Origin of the sequence: Castellaniella sp. S9 (assembly GCF_027257175.1) — a bacterium.
Taxonomy (GTDB): Bacteria; Pseudomonadota; Gammaproteobacteria; order Burkholderiales; family Burkholderiaceae_B; genus Castellaniella.
Genome location: NZ_JAPFGD010000011.1, coordinates 29,577 through 43,992 on the forward strand (window position 1 = coordinate 29,577; position 14,416 = coordinate 43,992).

11 protein-coding genes and 1 pseudogene are annotated in these 14,416 nt (G+C 67.7%); 2 read left to right on the forward strand and 10 right to left on the reverse strand.

Annotated elements, in window-relative coordinates:
• Positions 1 to 70 precede the first annotated feature (70 nt).
• Positions 71 to 1,489 (forward strand): aldehyde dehydrogenase family protein, encoded by a 1,419-nt coding sequence (locus OOZ48_RS16405; protein WP_269499993.1) that lies wholly within the window; start codon positions 71 to 73, stop codon positions 1,487 to 1,489.
• Positions 1,490 to 1,618: 129 nt separating this feature from the next.
• Here the strand turns inward: OOZ48_RS16405 and OOZ48_RS16410 are convergent, their stop codons facing one another.
• The 8 genes from OOZ48_RS16410 to OOZ48_RS16445 form a co-directional block, all read right to left on the reverse strand.
• On the reverse strand, positions 1,619 to 1,948 hold the full coding sequence (locus tag OOZ48_RS16410; RefSeq protein ID WP_269499899.1) for a helix-turn-helix domain-containing protein: 330 nt from the start codon (positions 1,946 to 1,948) through the stop codon (positions 1,619 to 1,621).
• Complete coding sequence (locus OOZ48_RS16415; RefSeq protein ID WP_269499900.1) at positions 1,932 to 2,186, reverse strand: type II toxin-antitoxin system RelE family toxin; 255 nt, start codon at positions 2,184 to 2,186, stop codon at positions 1,932 to 1,934. The genes OOZ48_RS16410 and OOZ48_RS16415 overlap by 17 nt, the downstream gene beginning before the upstream one ends.
• Before the next feature lie 148 nt (positions 2,187 to 2,334).
• Complete coding sequence (locus tag OOZ48_RS16420) at positions 2,335 to 2,976, reverse strand: DUF2238 domain-containing protein (protein ID WP_269499901.1); 642 nt, start codon at positions 2,974 to 2,976, stop codon at positions 2,335 to 2,337.
• Between the two features lie 13 nt (positions 2,977 to 2,989).
• Complete coding sequence (locus OOZ48_RS16425; RefSeq protein WP_269499902.1) at positions 2,990 to 3,616, reverse strand: LysE family translocator; 627 nt, start codon at positions 3,614 to 3,616, stop codon at positions 2,990 to 2,992.
• Positions 3,617 to 3,696: 80 nt separating this feature from the next.
• The gene (locus OOZ48_RS16430; protein WP_269499903.1) at positions 3,697 to 5,181 is read right to left on the reverse strand and encodes a nucleobase:cation symporter-2 family protein; all 1,485 of its coding nucleotides are present in this window, start codon (positions 5,179 to 5,181) and stop codon (positions 3,697 to 3,699) included.
• Between the two features lie 242 nt (positions 5,182 to 5,423).
• The gene (gene pgi / locus OOZ48_RS16435; RefSeq protein WP_442867605.1) at positions 5,424 to 7,034 is read right to left on the reverse strand and encodes a glucose-6-phosphate isomerase; all 1,611 of its coding nucleotides are present in this window, start codon (positions 7,032 to 7,034) and stop codon (positions 5,424 to 5,426) included.
• Positions 7,035 to 7,042: 8 nt separating this feature from the next.
• Positions 7,043 to 8,239 (reverse strand): acetyl-CoA C-acyltransferase, encoded by a 1,197-nt coding sequence (locus tag OOZ48_RS16440; RefSeq protein ID WP_269499904.1) that lies wholly within the window; start codon positions 8,237 to 8,239, stop codon positions 7,043 to 7,045.
• Between the two features lie 9 nt (positions 8,240 to 8,248).
• On the reverse strand, positions 8,249 to 10,666 hold the full coding sequence (locus tag OOZ48_RS16445; protein WP_269499905.1) for a 3-hydroxyacyl-CoA dehydrogenase/enoyl-CoA hydratase family protein: 2,418 nt from the start codon (positions 10,664 to 10,666) through the stop codon (positions 8,249 to 8,251).
• Between the two features lie 113 nt (positions 10,667 to 10,779).
• Between OOZ48_RS16445 and OOZ48_RS16450 the strand changes: the two genes are divergently transcribed.
• The gene (locus OOZ48_RS16450) at positions 10,780 to 11,472 is read left to right on the forward strand and encodes a hypothetical protein (RefSeq protein ID WP_269499906.1); all 693 of its coding nucleotides are present in this window, start codon (positions 10,780 to 10,782) and stop codon (positions 11,470 to 11,472) included.
• A 35-nt stretch (positions 11,473 to 11,507) separates the two neighbouring features.
• Here OOZ48_RS16450 and OOZ48_RS16455 read toward each other — a convergent pair whose 3' ends face one another.
• Positions 11,508 to 13,796 carry a TonB-dependent siderophore receptor gene (locus OOZ48_RS16455; RefSeq protein ID WP_269499907.1) on the reverse strand — a complete coding sequence of 763 codons (2,289 nt, stop codon included), beginning with the start codon at positions 13,794 to 13,796 and terminating at the stop codon, positions 11,508 to 11,510.
• A 169-nt stretch (positions 13,797 to 13,965) separates the two neighbouring features.
• Positions 13,966 to 14,343: pseudogene (locus tag OOZ48_RS16460) on the reverse strand (FtsX-like permease family protein); the annotation flags it as partial.
• Positions 14,344 to 14,416 lie beyond the last annotated feature (73 nt).

Sequence of the window (14,416 nt, forward strand, 5' to 3'; positions counted from 1 at the left end):
GGCAGCTGAAACAACGGCCCACACCCACTCCTCCCTGCAGTCGGTGGTCTGGTTCGACCCCTCGAAGCTCATGATCGGCGGCCAATGGCGCGATGCGGCATCCGGCGAAACGCTGTCGATCGAGGACCCCTCCACGGGTCTGACGATCGGCGCCATTGCGCGCGGCGGCGCGGCGGACGTGGATACAGCGGTGACTGCCGCCCGTGGCGCCTTCGACGGCGACTGGGGCCGCATGACGGCGACCGAGCGCGGCCGCATCCTCATGCGGATGTCGGAACTGGTGCTGCAGCGCGCCGAGGCCCTGGCCATGATCGAGGCGCTGGACGTGGGCAAGCCCCTGCACCAGTCGCTAAACGATTCCAAGGCGCTGGCACGCTACCTCGAGTTCTATGCCGGCGCCGCCGACAAGCTCATGGGCCAGACCATCCCCTACCAGGACGGCTTTACGGTCTATACGCTGCGCGAGCCGCACGGGGTGTGCGGCATCATCATTCCCTGGAACTATCCGATGCAGATCGTCGGGCGCGCGGTGGGCGCCGCCCTGGCGGCCGGCAACAGCTGCGTGGTCAAGCCCGCCGAGGACGCCTCGGTCTCGACGCTGGCGGTCGCCGCGATCGCCCTCGAGGCGGGGCTGCCGGCCGGAGCGCTGAACGTCGTCACCGGCCTGGGCGCCGAGGCGGGCAGCGCGCTGTCCGAGCACGCGGGCATCGATCATATGTCCTTCACCGGCTCGGTGGGCACCGGCCGGCATATCCAGGCCGCGGCCGCCGGCAACGTGATCCCGGTCACGCTGGAGCTGGGCGGGAAATCGCCGCATATCGTGTTCGACGATTGCGATCTGGATCAGGCCATGCCGACGCTGGTGGGCGCCTGCATGCAGAACGCCGGCCAGACGTGCTCGGCAGCCTCGCGCGTGCTGGTGCAGCGCGGCCTCTATGACGAGGTCAAGCGCCGCATGATCGACATCTATCGCGGACTGGTCGCAGGGCCGGCAGTCGATGCCTGCGACCTGGGTCCGCTGGTATCGGCCAAGCAGAAAACCATCGTCAGCCGCTACATCGAGCTGGGCAAGGCCGACTTGAACGTCGCGGCCGAGGGCACGATCCGCGAGGATGCGTCGGCCGACGGCCATTTCGTGCGCGCGACACTGTTTTCCGAGGTCCCGCCCGATCATCGCCTGGCCCAGGAGGAAATCTTCGGTCCGGTGCAGGTGCTGATGCCTTTCGAGGACGAGGCCGAAGCCCTGCGCATCGCCAACGGCACGCCGTACGGGCTGGTGGCCGGCGTCTGGACGCGCGACGGCGGCCGCCAGATGCGCCTGGCGCGGCGCCTGAACGTGGGTCAGGTGTTCCTGAACAACTACGGCGCCGGCGGCGGCATCGAGCTGCCTTTCGGCGGCGTGGGCCAATCGGGACACGGCCGCGAAAAAGGCTTCGAGGCGCTGTACGGATTCACTCGGGTCAAGACCGTCACTGCCCGCCACGGCTGAGACGCCGCAGGAGGACCGTAAGTGCGCCATGAACCCCATGGTTTCTTACGATTCTCATAGCTGCGCCCGGAAGAAACAGACCCGCCCATCGAGGCGGGTTTCGCATTTATGGAGCGCCGGGCTTTTGCGCTAAGCGTCCAGTTGATCAGGACTGATCCCGAGCGCGGCGGCAATCTTTTCGCGGCTTGCTTTGCGTAGATTCCCTCTGGACTCTTGCTGAGAGTATGCGGACTGAGACACACCCAGGCGCTGAGCCATTTCTTGTTGGGTCACCCCCAGGTGCTCACGCCAGGCCCGCGCAATGCTCCACTCGTTATCGACCATCATGGATACAACTTCATGAGGCACATAGGTCTCTGAGCCTTCGCGAGGCTTCACATATTCGTCGTAAGGGATCACCACGAAGGCAGGCTTTCCGTCCGCCCCGTTGATGATCTGGATGTTAGTAGGTGCGTTCATCGCGTTTCCTCACTTCTTCGATGTAAACAATGTGCACAGCGCCATCGAAGTTAAAAAACACTCGATAGTTGCCAACACGCAGGCGGTATTGGTATTTGTGATTGGTCAGTGCCTTCACGTTGCGGGTCTGCGGCATCGTTGCTAGCTCACCAGCAGCGTTCTTGATCACGACCTGCTCAGGGCGGTTGATCTTCAGAAGCTGCTTGATTGCTTTGGTTGACCAGTTTATCGAGTTCATGAGGTTATTATAAGATTAAATATAAGGTTATACAAGACTTCAACTCATTAACCTTATATGAATGTTGTCTCCTCCCGAGGCATTATGGCCTCGTTTCGCGCCCCGCTGGTCCTGGTGATTGGCGGGGCGTGGCGGCCGCGAGCTGGATTTATCGATCCATCCCCGATAAGCGCCCGCGACGCGCATCCACCGCGGCACAGCACAGCATGGCGACCAGGCCGCCCAGCGCAGCCAGGGCCATGTCCTTGTGCGCGTCCCAGACGTCGCCCTGGGTGCCCAGGTAATGCATCCCCAGGTCGCCGCCGAACCAGGCGGCGGCGGCCCACTCGATCAACTCGTACAGGGCCGAGGTGCCGAGGATGATGTCCAGGGGCAGGAAATATGACCAGAAGCCGCGCGCCTGGATCACACGCAGCAGGAACTCGCGCACCGGCACCGCCAGCAGCAGGCCGTAGGCAAAATGCACCAGGCGGTCGAACTGGTTGCGGTCCCAGCCCATCAGCGCATCCAGCCCATGTCCGGTCAACGACCGGAACCAGGCGTCGTACGGCACCTCGGAATAGGTGTAGTGCGAGCCCACGGCATGCAGGGCCAGAAAGGCCAGGATCAGGGCCATCGATCCATCCGACAACCGAAACCGTCGATACAGGATGGTCAGGGCCAACCACAGCGCCGCCACCAGGACGTTTTCCAGGATCCATGTGTGGCGGTCGGAAGGATCGATGGCCAGGGCCAGCCACAGCAGGGCATAGGCGGCAATCGCCAGGCGCGGCCAGAGGCGGGAGGACATGGGGGCAGTCCCCCTAGGCGGCCGGACGCCTGGCGACGGCAAGCAGCACCCCGAAGGTGATCATGGTGCTGCCGCTGATGCGATTGATCCAGCGCAGGCAGCGTTCGCTGCGCATCAGGCCGGACAGCCGGGTTCCGGCGTAGGCATAGAGTGCGATGGCCAGCACTTCGAGGGCCAGGAAAATGGCGCCCAGAATCGTGAAGCTGCCCCAGTAATTCCCCGGCGTCACAAACTGCGGAAAAAACGCCGTGAAAATCAGGATGGCCTTCGGGTTTCCGATGGCGACCAGGAATTCCCGCCGGATGAACCCACGGACGCCGTGCCTGCCAAGCTCGGGTTGTTTCGAAGGCAGCTGCGCCTTGGAGCGGAAGATCTTGACGCCCAGCCAGACCAGGTAGGCGGCGCCCAGGAACTTCACGACCGTGAACGCGAACTCGGAAGCCATGAGGAGCGCGCCCATGCCGAATGCGGCCACGGCAATCATGATGGCGAAGGCGACGAGACGGCCGATCGCCGCCAGCAGGGAGGCCCGCAAGCCATGCTGGGCGCCAATGGTGATCGAGAGCAGGTTGTTCGGCCCGAAGGCCATGTTCAGCGCGAAACAGGCGGGCACAAACAGGAGCAGCGTTTCCGAGGGCATCGCACCACCATCATGGTTGAAAGAGGACCGCCCCTCTGTTGAGGGGCGGCTCAATCATACCGACAAACGGGCTGGGGCGATCAGGCCTCGGCGTGCTTGGCCGCCTCGACGGCCGCCTCGGTGTCGTGCGGCGCACCGTTGAAGAACAGGTTCAACAGCACGGCGGACAGCGAGGTCAGCAGGATGCCGGATTCGATCAGGGGATGGATGGCGTGCGGCATCCACTGGCGGAAGTTCGGCGCCACCACCGGGATCATGCCGACGCCGATCGAGATCGCGACGATCATGGCGTTGTGGCGGTTGGTCTTGAAGTCCACGCCGCCCAGGATGCGGATGCCGGTGGCGGTGACCATGCCGAACATCACCAGCCCGGCGCCGCCCAGGACGACGGTGGGCAGGGATTCGACCAGCGCGGCCAGTTTGGGCAGCAGGCCGAGGACGACCAGGATCACGCCGCCCATGACGCAGACGAAGCGGCTGCGCACGCCGGTGACGGCGACCAGGCCGACGTTCTGGGAAAAGCTGGAATACGGGAAGGTGTTGAAGATCCCGCCCACCAGCGTGCCCAGGCCGTCGGTGCGCAGGCCGCGCGCCAGGTCCTTCTGGGTGATCGGCTTGCCCGTCATGTCGGACAGGGCGAGGAACATGCCGGTGGATTCGATGAGGATGACGATCATCACCAGGACCATGGTGATGATCATGAAGACGTCGAACTTGGGCATGCCGAAATGGAAGGGCAGGACGATGTCGACCCAGGCCGCCTTGGCGACTTTCTCGTAGGTCATGATGCCCATGGCCGTGGTGATGATCGCGCCCACGACGATGCCCAGCAGCACGGCGATGTTGCCGAAGAACCCCTTGCTGAACTTGGCGATCAGCAGGATGGACACCAGAACGATGGCGGCGATGCCCACGCCCGTCAGGTCGGCGTAGCGCGGATTGGGCATGGTCGGCAGGATCGACAGGCCCTTGGGCACCGCCGGGAGGGCCGATCCGGGCGCGCCGGCGGCGGCCTGCGCCTGCTGCAGCCACGAGGCGTATTCGGGGTTGACCAGGTTGGGCGCGGTGGGGCCGAAGGGATTGCCGAAGATCCAGTTGATGCCCACGCGCATCAGCGTGATGCCGATGATGGCGATGATGGTGCCGGTCACCACGGGCGGAAAGAACCGCAGCAGGCGGCTGATCCAGGGGGCGATGATGATGGTGATGATGCCGGCCGCGATGATGGTGCCAAACAGCAGTTGCGCCCCCTCGTGCCCCGGGTTGCTGGTGGCGATGTGGATCATGGGCCCGACCGGGGCGAAGCTCACGCCCATCATGACGGGGAGCTTGATCCCGAACCATGGGGTTGCGCCCAGGGATTGGATGATGGTGACGATGCCACAGGCGAACAGGTCGGCCGCGATCAGCAGCGACACCTCGTGCGCATCCAGGTTCAAGGCCCGGCCGATGATCAGGGGCACGGCCACCGCGCCCGCGTACATCACCAGCACGTGCTGCAGGCCCAGGGCGGTCAGTTTCCCCAGCGGCAGGATCTCGTCGACTGGAGCATTGGAATGGCTCATGTGTGTCTCCAATGGTGTCTCGTTCGTTCCGCCGCGTCCGCGCGCCAGGCCCGCGCGCCGTCCGATGGAACTGGTTCGATGACTCTACCGGAGAGGCTGGCGCGCGACCATAGGAAGAGCGATATAAGGCTTTTGCGCCGGCCGGCATAATTCCGGGATAACCCTTGGGTTTTCGGCCGAAAGCCGCCGTCCGAAAACCCAAAGGCCGGGTAAGTCCCTATGCGCCGGCCGGGCAGCGGCCTTCAGCCCTTCAGTTGTCCGATCCAGTGGCGCGTCGAGGCGTCGTGCGCGTCGACGGAATCCCGCCCGGCGCCATCCGTCGCGGGCGCATCGGGCGCGAGCAAGTCCACGATGCCGCGCGCGAGGACCTTGCCGTATTCCACGCCCCATTGGTCGAAGGGATCGATGCCCCAGATCACGCCCTGGGTGAAGACCCGGTGCTCGTAGAGCGCCAGCAGCGCCCCCAATGTGTAGGGCGACAGGCGCGGCAGCACGATGAGGTGGTTGGGCCGCCCGCCCGGATGCATGCGGTGGCGCGCCAGCCAGCCGGCGCGTTCTGGGTCGAGGCCTTCGGCCAGGCATTCGGCGCGCGCCTGTTCCTGGGTCTTGCCGCGCATCAGGGCCTCGCGCTGGGCCAGGCAGTTGGCCAGCAGCGCGCGGTGGTGCGCCGGCCAATGATGGTCGGCCGCGCGGCACAGGATGAAGTCCACCGGCGCGCCGTCGCTGCCCTGGTGCAGCCATTGGAAAAACGTATGCTGGGCGTCGGTGCCCGGCATGCCCCAGACGGCGGGTCCGGTGGGCACGCCCACAGGGCGGCCGGCCAGGTCGACCGATTTGCCCAGGGACTCCATGTCGAGCTGCTGGACGTAGGGAACGAGCTGGGCGAGGCGCGAATCGTAGGGGGCGATGTTCAGCGAACCGTGCCCCAGCACGCTGCGGTTGACGACCCCGGCCAGCGCCATGCGCACCGGCGCATTGGCCTCGATCGGCGCCTCGGCGAAATGCTGGTCCATGGCGGCGGCGCCCGCCCGCATGCCCGCCAGCACGTCGGCGCTGACCGCCAACGCGGTGGTCAGGCTGACGGCGGACCACAGGGAAAACCGCCCGCCGACCCAGTCCCACAGGCGAAAGACGTTGCCTTCGGGCACGCCCCAGGCGACGGCGCGCTCGGGGTTGGCGGTGATGGCGGCAAAGTTCGCGCGGGGGTCGACGCCCGCGGCGGCCAGCCATTCGCGGGCGCGCTCGCCGTTTTGCAGGGTCTCGGCGGTGGTGAAGGACTTGGAGGCCAGCACGACGAGGGTGTCGCGGGGATCCAGCCCGGCCAGCCCGCCCTGGGCCGCATGGCCGTCGATGCTGGCGACGAAGCGCACCTGGCGCCACAGGCCGGTGTAGCCGAAGGCCGAGACGGCCAGGCGCACGCCCCAGTCGCTGCCGCCGATGCCGATGTGCAGGATGTTGCGCCAGCGCCGCTCGGCATCGGCGCTGCGCACCCAGGCGTCCATGCGCGCGCGCTCGGCCAGGACCTCGGCCGGCGCGTCGGGCGCGCGCAAGGCGGTGTGCCAGGCGGGCCGCGCTTCGGTGAGGTTGACGGCCTCGCCGGCCAGCAGGCGGGCGCGCTGCTCGTCGAATCCACGGACCTCCAGCAATGCGCGGCCGGCCGCGTCCAGGGCATCGGAATGGCGCTGGCCGCTGAAATCCACGGTCAGCCCCGGCGCCTCGACCAGGTCGAGGACGTCCTCGGTGCGCGGGGCGCTGGCCCGCACCGCCGAGACGAATCGGTCCCATTCCGGAAGTTCCGTCAGGGACGGCGCCTGGGCCGCGGCGGTCATGGCGACATCGGGCATGCGTGTCATGGGCGGCCTCAGCAGCGTTCGAAGATGCCGGCCGCGCCCATGCCGGTGCCCACGCACATGGTGACCATGCCGTACTGCAGGTCATGGCGGCGCATGGCGTGGATGGCGGTGGCCGAGCGGATCGCGCCGGTGGCGCCCAGCGGATGGCCCAGGGCGATGGCCCCGCCCATGGGATTGACGACCGCCTCGTTCAGGCCCAGGTCGCGGATCACGGCGAGGGCCTGGGCGGCGAAGGCCTCGTTCAGCTCGATCCAGCCCATCTGGTCCAGCGTCAGTCCCGCCTGTTTCAGGGCGGCCGGGATGGCCTCCTTGGGGCCGATGCCCATGATCTCGGGCGGCACGCCCTTGACGGCAAAGCACACAAAGCGCGCCAGCGGGGTCAGACCATGGGTTTTCAGGGCGCGCTCGGACACGACCAGCAGCGCGCCGGCGCCGTCCGAGGTCTGCGAGCTGTTGCCGGCGGTGACGCTGCCGCGCGCGGCGAAGGCGGGCCGCAGGCGGGCCAACGCCTCGAGGCTGGTATCGGGACGCGGGCCCTCGTCCAGGGCCACGGTGCGGCGATCCTCGCGCACCTCGCCGGTGGACAGGTTCGGCGTGCGGCGCACGATCTCGACCGGCAGCATCTCGTCGGCGAACTCGCCGGACTGCTGGGCGGCCAGCGCCCGCTGATGCGAGCGCAGGGCGAAGGCGTCCTGGTCCTCGCGCGAGACTTGCCAGCGCGCGGCGACCTGCTCGGCCGTCGCGCCCATGCCATAGGCGATGCCGATGTTGTCCTCGTCCTGATAGATGTCGGGACTGAACGACGTGCTGACCCCCAAGGTCGGCACCAGGCTCATGGATTCCACGCCGCCGGCCAGGATGACGTCGGCCTCGCCCACGCGGATGCGGTCGGCGGCCATGGCGATCGCCGTCAGGCCCGAGGCGCAGAAGCGATTCACCGTCACGCCCGCCACGCTGCTGGGCAGGCCCGAGAGCAGCGCCCCGATGCGTGCGACGTTCAGGCCCTGCGGCCCCTCGGGAATGGCGCAGCCGATGATGGCGTCCTCGACCGCGGCCGGATCGAGGCCCGGCGCCTGGGCCATGACACCGCGGATGGCCGTGGCCAGCAGGTCGTCGGGACGAGTGTGCGAATACATGCCGCGAGGCGCCTTGCCGATCGGCGTGCGGATCGCGGCGGCGATGTAGGCGGTTTGCAATGCGCTCATCGGGGTCTCCTAGTTGCGGGTCGGCTTGCCGGTTTGCAGCATGCCGGCGACGCGTTCCTGGGTCTTGGGGCTGGCGAGCAGGCCGAGAAAGGCCTCGCGCTCGAGACCCAGCATCCAGTGTTCGTCGACCAGCGAGCCCGGGTCCACGTCGCCGCCGCACATGGCGTGGGCCAGCCGTTCAGCCACGTGGAAGTCGTGTTCCGAGATGAAGCCGCCCACGCGCATGTTGACCAGTTGCGCCTTGAAGGTGGCGTAGGCATCGCGCCCCGCCACGGGAAAGCGGGCCGGCAGCGGCGCATGCCAGCCCTGCTCGGCCAGGTTCGCGGCCTCGCGCACGGCGACGTACAGCAGTTCATGGCGGTTCATGACGATGGGATCGGACTCGCGCAGGTAGCCGATGCGCCGCGCATCCAGCGCGGATTTCGAGACCTGCGCGGTGGCGGCCGCCATGAGGAAGGGCTTGAGCAGTGCCTGCAGGGGGACGTCGGGCGCATGGCCGGCCTGGAGCTCCGCGGCGCGGCGCGCGCCGTGGGCGATGCCGCCCGCGCCCGGCACCAGGCCCAGGCCGGCCTCGACCAGGCCGATGTAGGTTTCGATGTGGGCGACGCGGCGCGCGCAATGCACGGCGAGTTCGCAGCCACCGCCCAAGGCCATGCCCGCCAGGGCCGCCACCACCGGGACGCGGGCGTAGCGCAGGCGCATGGACATGTCCTGCATCTGACGTTGGAGGGGCTCGATCGCCTGGACGCCGCCCGCCATGAAGGCCGGCATCATGGCCTTGAGGTCGGCGCCGGCCGAGAACGGATCCTCGAGCTGGCCGATGACCAGGGCCTTGTAGTCGGATTCGGCCCGATCGAGGGCCTGTACGACACCGCGCACGACCTCGGGCGCGAGGGTGTGCATCCGCGTCTTGAACGAGACGATGAGCACGTCGCGGGGGTGAGGATCCGGCAAGGTCCAGCAGCGCACCGCATCGTCCTCGTGCACGATGTCCGGCGCGGTGACCGGCCCCTCGCCGACCAGGCGCGGCGCGCCGATCTGGCGCTGGTACACGGGCAGCGCGCTGCGCGGCCGGTAATCGCCGGCTGCCGGGCTGAATGAGCCCGCCGGCGTATGCACGGCCTGCTGGTCCCAGACCGGGCCGCTGGTGGCCCAGTCGGGCAGCGGTTCCGATGACAGGGTCCGGCCGGCGGCGATGTCCTCGCCGATCCAGTCGGCGACCCGGCGCCAACCCGCGGCCTGCCAGATCTCGAACGGCCCCTGCCGGTGGCCGAAACCCCATTTCATCGCCTCGTCGAGCTGGCGCGCATTGTCGGCGATGTCGGCCAGGCGCGTCGCGCTGTAGTGGAAGGTATCGCGCAGGACCGCCCAGACGAATCGCGCCTGCGGATGATCGGAATCATGCAGGGCCTGCAGGCGCCGGGCGGGGTCGCGTTCGGCGAGGATCTGCTTGACCGCCTCGTCGGCGGCCTGGCCCGTGGGCACGTATTCGCCGGCCTCCGGGTCCAGCCGCAGGATGGTCTTGCCGTCCTTGCGAAAAAATCCGGCGCCGGTTTTCTGGCCCAGGGCGCCCTTGTCGATCAGCGCGGCCACGACGGGCGGCACCTGGAAATGCGCATGGAAGGGATCGTCGGGCAACTGGTCGCGCATGGTGCCGATGACGTGGGCCAGGACGTCCAGGCCGACCACGTCGGCCGTGCGGAAAGTGCCGGATTTGGCACGGCCCAGGCGGGTGCCGGTCAGGTCGTCGACGAGCTCGTAGGGCAGGCCGAACGCGCGGGTGTGATGGAAGACCGACAGGATGCCGAACACGCCGATGCGGTTGCCGATGAAGTTCGGCGTGTCCTTGGCGCGAACCACGCCCTTGCCCAGGCGCGACACCAGGAAGGTTTCCAGCGCATCGAGCAAGGCCGGTTCGGTGGCCTCCGTGGGAATCAATTCCACCAGTGGCATGTAGCGCGGCGGGTTGAAGAAATGCACCCCGCAGAACCGGTGGCGCACCGCCTCGGGCAGCGCCTCGGACAGGGCGGCGATGGACAGCCCCGAGGTGTTGCTGGCGATGATGGCGTGCGGGCCCAGCGCCGGGGCGATCTTGTGGTAGAGGTCGCGCTTCCAGTCGAGGCGTTCCGCGATGGCCTCGATCACCAGGTCGCAGTCCGCCAGCAGCCCCAGGCCGTCGTCGTAGTTCGCCGGCTGGATGAGATCGGCCAGGTCGTCGCGCGCCAGCGGCGCGGGGTTGAGCTTGCGCAGCTGCTGGATGGCGCGGGCGACGGCGGCGTTCTTGTCGCCGTCGCCCGCGGGAAGGTCATAGAGGACCACCGGCACGCCGGCATTGACGCAATGCGCGGCGATCTGGGCGCCCATGACGCCGGCGCCGCAAACCGCGACCCGGCGAATGGTGGAGGAAATCGGCTGGCTGGTGTGCATAGTGTCGTATCCTTGCCTGTGTGTGACCCGCGACGCATGGGCCCTGCATGCCATGTTCCTATAATAGGGCCGATCCCCCGTCGACGCATCTTCACCCGGGACACCGACGATTCATGGCCCGACTACCCCGCCTCTACGCGCCGCGCATCCCGCAACTGGCCCAGGCGTATTTCGCCCGGGCTTTCGCACAGGCCTCCGAGCCCGCCCCGGCGGCCGACATGGAACGCCTGCGCGGCTGGCTGGGCCTGGAGGTCGCCCGCCACGGCCTGGCGCTGCATGCCTGGGTCATCACGCCCGATCGCCTGTGCCTGCTGGGCACGCCCGCCGACGCGCACGGCCTATCGCGCGTGATCCAGGGCCTGGGCCGGCGCATGGGGGCCGGCATGCCGCGCGGCCGGGCCTACCAGGGCCGCTATCACAATGCCTTGCTGGAGCCCGGCCGCTGGGTGCTGCCGACCATGGTGTGGCTGGAATCCCTGCCCGCGGCGCTGGGCTATGTGGACGCGCCGGCGCGCTGGCCCTGGTCCTCGGCCGCGGCGCACATCGGCCTGGGCGCCGACCCTCTGCCGGTGTCCGATCACATGGATTACTGGAACGAAGGCAACACGCCGTTTTCGCGCCAGGCCGCCTATCGCCGGCGGCTCGAAGCGGGCGTCGATCCCCGGCAGGGCGCGCAAGTCGAGGCCGCCATCCTGGGCCAGTGGGCCCTGGGCGAGCGCATATTCCTCGCCCACCTGGGCCGCCTGGCCTCGCGGCGCGTGGCGCCCGCCTCGCGCGGGCGGCCGCGCAAGGCGGCGGCCGCCTAGGCCTGCGCATCGCGGCCAGCCGGCACGCGCGATCCTCAGAACGAGGTCGTGGCCTCGAGGAAGAACGTGCGGCCGGGCTGGTTGTAGGTGTAGGCGCCGGCGCCGTTGATGTAGTTGGGGGTTTCCATATTGACGCCGATGGCGTTCCCCGCCCGAAACAGGCGCTTGTCGAACACATTGTCCACGCCCATCGTCACCCGCAGGTGCTTGCTGACCTTGTACTGGGTGCTGAGCCCGAAGATCGCGTAGGGCGGGATCTTGTCCGTGGCGCTGCCGGTCAATGGATTGCCGTAGTAGTCGTACTTCGGCCCTTCCTGCTCGCCATAGACCGTTGCCTTGGCGCGCAGAGACCAGGCCGGGGTCACCGACCAGTCCAGGGTGCTGTTGACCGTATATTCGGGAATGGTCGACAGGTGTTCGCCGGTGTCCTTGTTCTTGGACTCGATCATGTAGGTGGCATTGGTCGACCACAGCCAGTCCCGGGCGAAGGGCCAGGTCAGGTTGCCTTCCAGGCCCTGGACGACGGCGCGCGGGATGTTTTCCCACTGGAAGACATTGGTCGGCAGGCCGATGCTGTTGACGAAGCTGCCCACGGGCGTGCGTCCGGCCTCGATCTTGTTCCGGTAGTCGTTGTGGAAATAGGTCAGGCTGGCGCCCAGGCCCCCGCTGCTGCGGTACTCGAGGCCCAGTTCCTTGTTGAGGCTGGTTTCGGCCTTCAGGTCCGGGTTCCCCACCAGGAAGCAGCCGGTGGTGCTGCCGGAGGTATTGCCCCAGCAGCCGTTGCCCGCGCTGTAGAGGGCATAGCCGGCATTGCTCTGATACAGGTTGGCCGCCTTATAGGCCCGCGCGATGCCGGCCTTGACCGTCCACTGGTCATCGACGAGGTAGGACAGGTTCAGCGAGGGGCTCCAGTTGTTGCCCTGCTGGGTGTGGTGATCGAAGCGCAGGCCCGGCGTGACGGTCCAATGGTCGCCGATGTACAGGTTGTCCTCGGCGAACAGCGAATAGATGTTGGCGTGAACCTTGGGCGTATAGGCGAAAGGCACTTTCGGCATCTTGGCGTTCGGCGTATTGCGCGAGGCCAGGTCCGAGGCATTGTCCTCCAGGTCCTGGCGCACCCATTCGAGGCCGAGGGTGCCCATCTGGTCCACGCCGCCCCAGTTCAGGCGCCGGTTCAATTCAGTGTGCGCCGTCAGGGTGCGCAGGTTGATGTCCCCGTAGCCCCCCAGGCCCGCCGCGGCCGGGTCGTTGAAGAGGCCTTCCGTGCCCCCCGCCAGGCCCTCCAGCAGGCGCGTGTTGCGGGTCTGCTCGTACTGCAGATAGCTGAGGGTGTGCGTATCGGCGTTCCAGTCGCCGGTGTGCGTGATCGAGTAGGCCTGCCGGTAGATCCGGTTGGTTTCGTTACCCACCTGCGACTTGACGACGGCATTGCTGTTCGTATTCTGCGTGTCGCCGACATAGATGTTGCCTTCGCGGCCGTAGCTCGCGCCGAAGTCGATCTTGTGGCCGGCCGCGGGCTTCCAGCTCAGCACGCCGCCGATGTCGCGGTTCTTGAATCCCTCGCGGCCGGCGGGGAACGTGTCCTTGTTGGCGCCGCCGCGCGCCGAGGCGTGGTCCTTGTTGATGTCGTAGGCATCGCCCTGGAAGTTCGCCGCGCTGCCGTACAGGCGGAAGTCCAGGCTGTCCGTCAGCGGGCCGGCGAGGCTGAAGGTCGTGCGCGCGGTGGAGCCCTCGTCACTGTGCTGCGGCGCATTGAGATAGGTCGAGACCGATCCGGTGAGGGTATCGGCGGCGGGCTTGGTGATGATGTTGACCACGCCGCCGGCCGCGCCATTGCCATAGCGCGCGGCGGCGGGGCCGCGCAGGACCTCGATGCGCTCGATCATTTCGGGCGGCACCCAGTTGGTGTCGCCGCGCGTGTCGCGTTCGCCGCGCCAGCCAAAGCGCACCGAACCGCGCGAGGACACGGGCTTGCCGTCGATCAGGATCAGGGTGTTTTCCGGGCCCATGCCGCGGATGTCGATCTGGCGGTTATTGCCGCGCTGGCCGCTGGAGGAATTGCCGGTGAGGTTCACGCCGGGCATGGTGCGGATGATTTCCGACACGTCGTTGGCGGGCGGCGCCTTCTCGATGTCGGTCGCCGTGATGGTCGAGGCGCCCGGCGTCTGCTTGAGTTCCTGTTCGGCCTTGACGACCACGCGTTCCAGCTGGGTCACGTCGCCGGCGGATTGCGATTGGGCGCCGGCGGGGGCGGCGGCGAGGCCCAGGGCAATGAGAAGGCCGACGGGCGGCAGGGCGCGGCCCTTGGGCTTGAAGACGATCATGGGTTCCTCGTGTTGCGGTATGGATTCGGGATTAAAAATCCTCATGAATATAAACGATAATGATTCTCACAATCAAACTCACATTTGATACAGATCAGAAAATTGCGAAATGGATGCGCATCGAGGCCAGGTATCCGTGCGCCGGGCGCATCGTCCCGGCATCGCCTCTCTAGCCACTCAACGCAGCCACCGGGTCCAGGCGCGCGGCCGCGCGCGCCGGCATCAGGCCCGAGACCAGGCCTGTGGCGACGGCGCAGCCGAAAGCGCCCAGGATGGCGGTCAGCGAGAACACCAGTTCGACGCCCGCCGCCAGCAGGACGAAACCGATGCCCAGGCCCAGCGCCACGCCTGCCACACCGCCGCACAGGGACACCAGGGCGGCTTCGGCGAGGAACTGGCGCCGGATGTCGCGCCGGCGCGCGCCGACCGCCATGCGGATGCCGATCTCGCGCGTGCGTTCGCGCACGGTCATCAACATGACGTTCATGACGCCGATCCCGCCGACCAGCAGGGACACGGCGGCGATCAGCCCCAGCATCAGGGTCATGGGTCAGGGCGGTGCGCACGCGATTGAGCGCCATCGCCCGCCACGCGGCTCGCCAGGCCTTGGCACCGACCGC

Excerpts from the sequence above, each read along its gene's own strand:
- OOZ48_RS16405 (WP_269499993.1), top strand. The coding sequence starts at position 71 with ATGATCGGCGGCCAATGGCGCGATGCGGCATCCGGCGAAACGCTGTCG.
- OOZ48_RS16410 (WP_269499899.1), bottom strand. The coding sequence starts at position 1,948 with ATGAACGCACCTACTAACATCCAGATCATCAACGGGGCGGACGGAAAG.
- OOZ48_RS16415 (WP_269499900.1), bottom strand. The coding sequence starts at position 2,186 with ATGAACTCGATAAACTGGTCAACCAAAGCAATCAAGCAGCTTCTGAAG.
- OOZ48_RS16420 (WP_269499901.1), bottom strand. The coding sequence starts at position 2,976 with ATGTCCTCCCGCCTCTGGCCGCGCCTGGCGATTGCCGCCTATGCCCTG.
- OOZ48_RS16425 (WP_269499902.1), bottom strand. The coding sequence starts at position 3,616 with ATGCCCTCGGAAACGCTGCTCCTGTTTGTGCCCGCCTGTTTCGCGCTG.
- OOZ48_RS16430 (WP_269499903.1), bottom strand. The coding sequence starts at position 5,181 with ATGAGCCATTCCAATGCTCCAGTCGACGAGATCCTGCCGCTGGGGAAA.
- pgi (WP_442867605.1), bottom strand. The coding sequence starts at position 7,034 with ATGACACGCATGCCCGATGTCGCCATGACCGCCGCGGCCCAGGCGCCG.
- OOZ48_RS16440 (WP_269499904.1), bottom strand. The coding sequence starts at position 8,239 with ATGAGCGCATTGCAAACCGCCTACATCGCCGCCGCGATCCGCACGCCG.
- OOZ48_RS16445 (WP_269499905.1), bottom strand. The coding sequence starts at position 10,666 with ATGCACACCAGCCAGCCGATTTCCTCCACCATTCGCCGGGTCGCGGTT.
- OOZ48_RS16450 (WP_269499906.1), top strand. The coding sequence starts at position 10,780 with ATGGCCCGACTACCCCGCCTCTACGCGCCGCGCATCCCGCAACTGGCC.
- OOZ48_RS16455 (WP_269499907.1), bottom strand. The coding sequence starts at position 13,796 with ATGATCGTCTTCAAGCCCAAGGGCCGCGCCCTGCCGCCCGTCGGCCTT.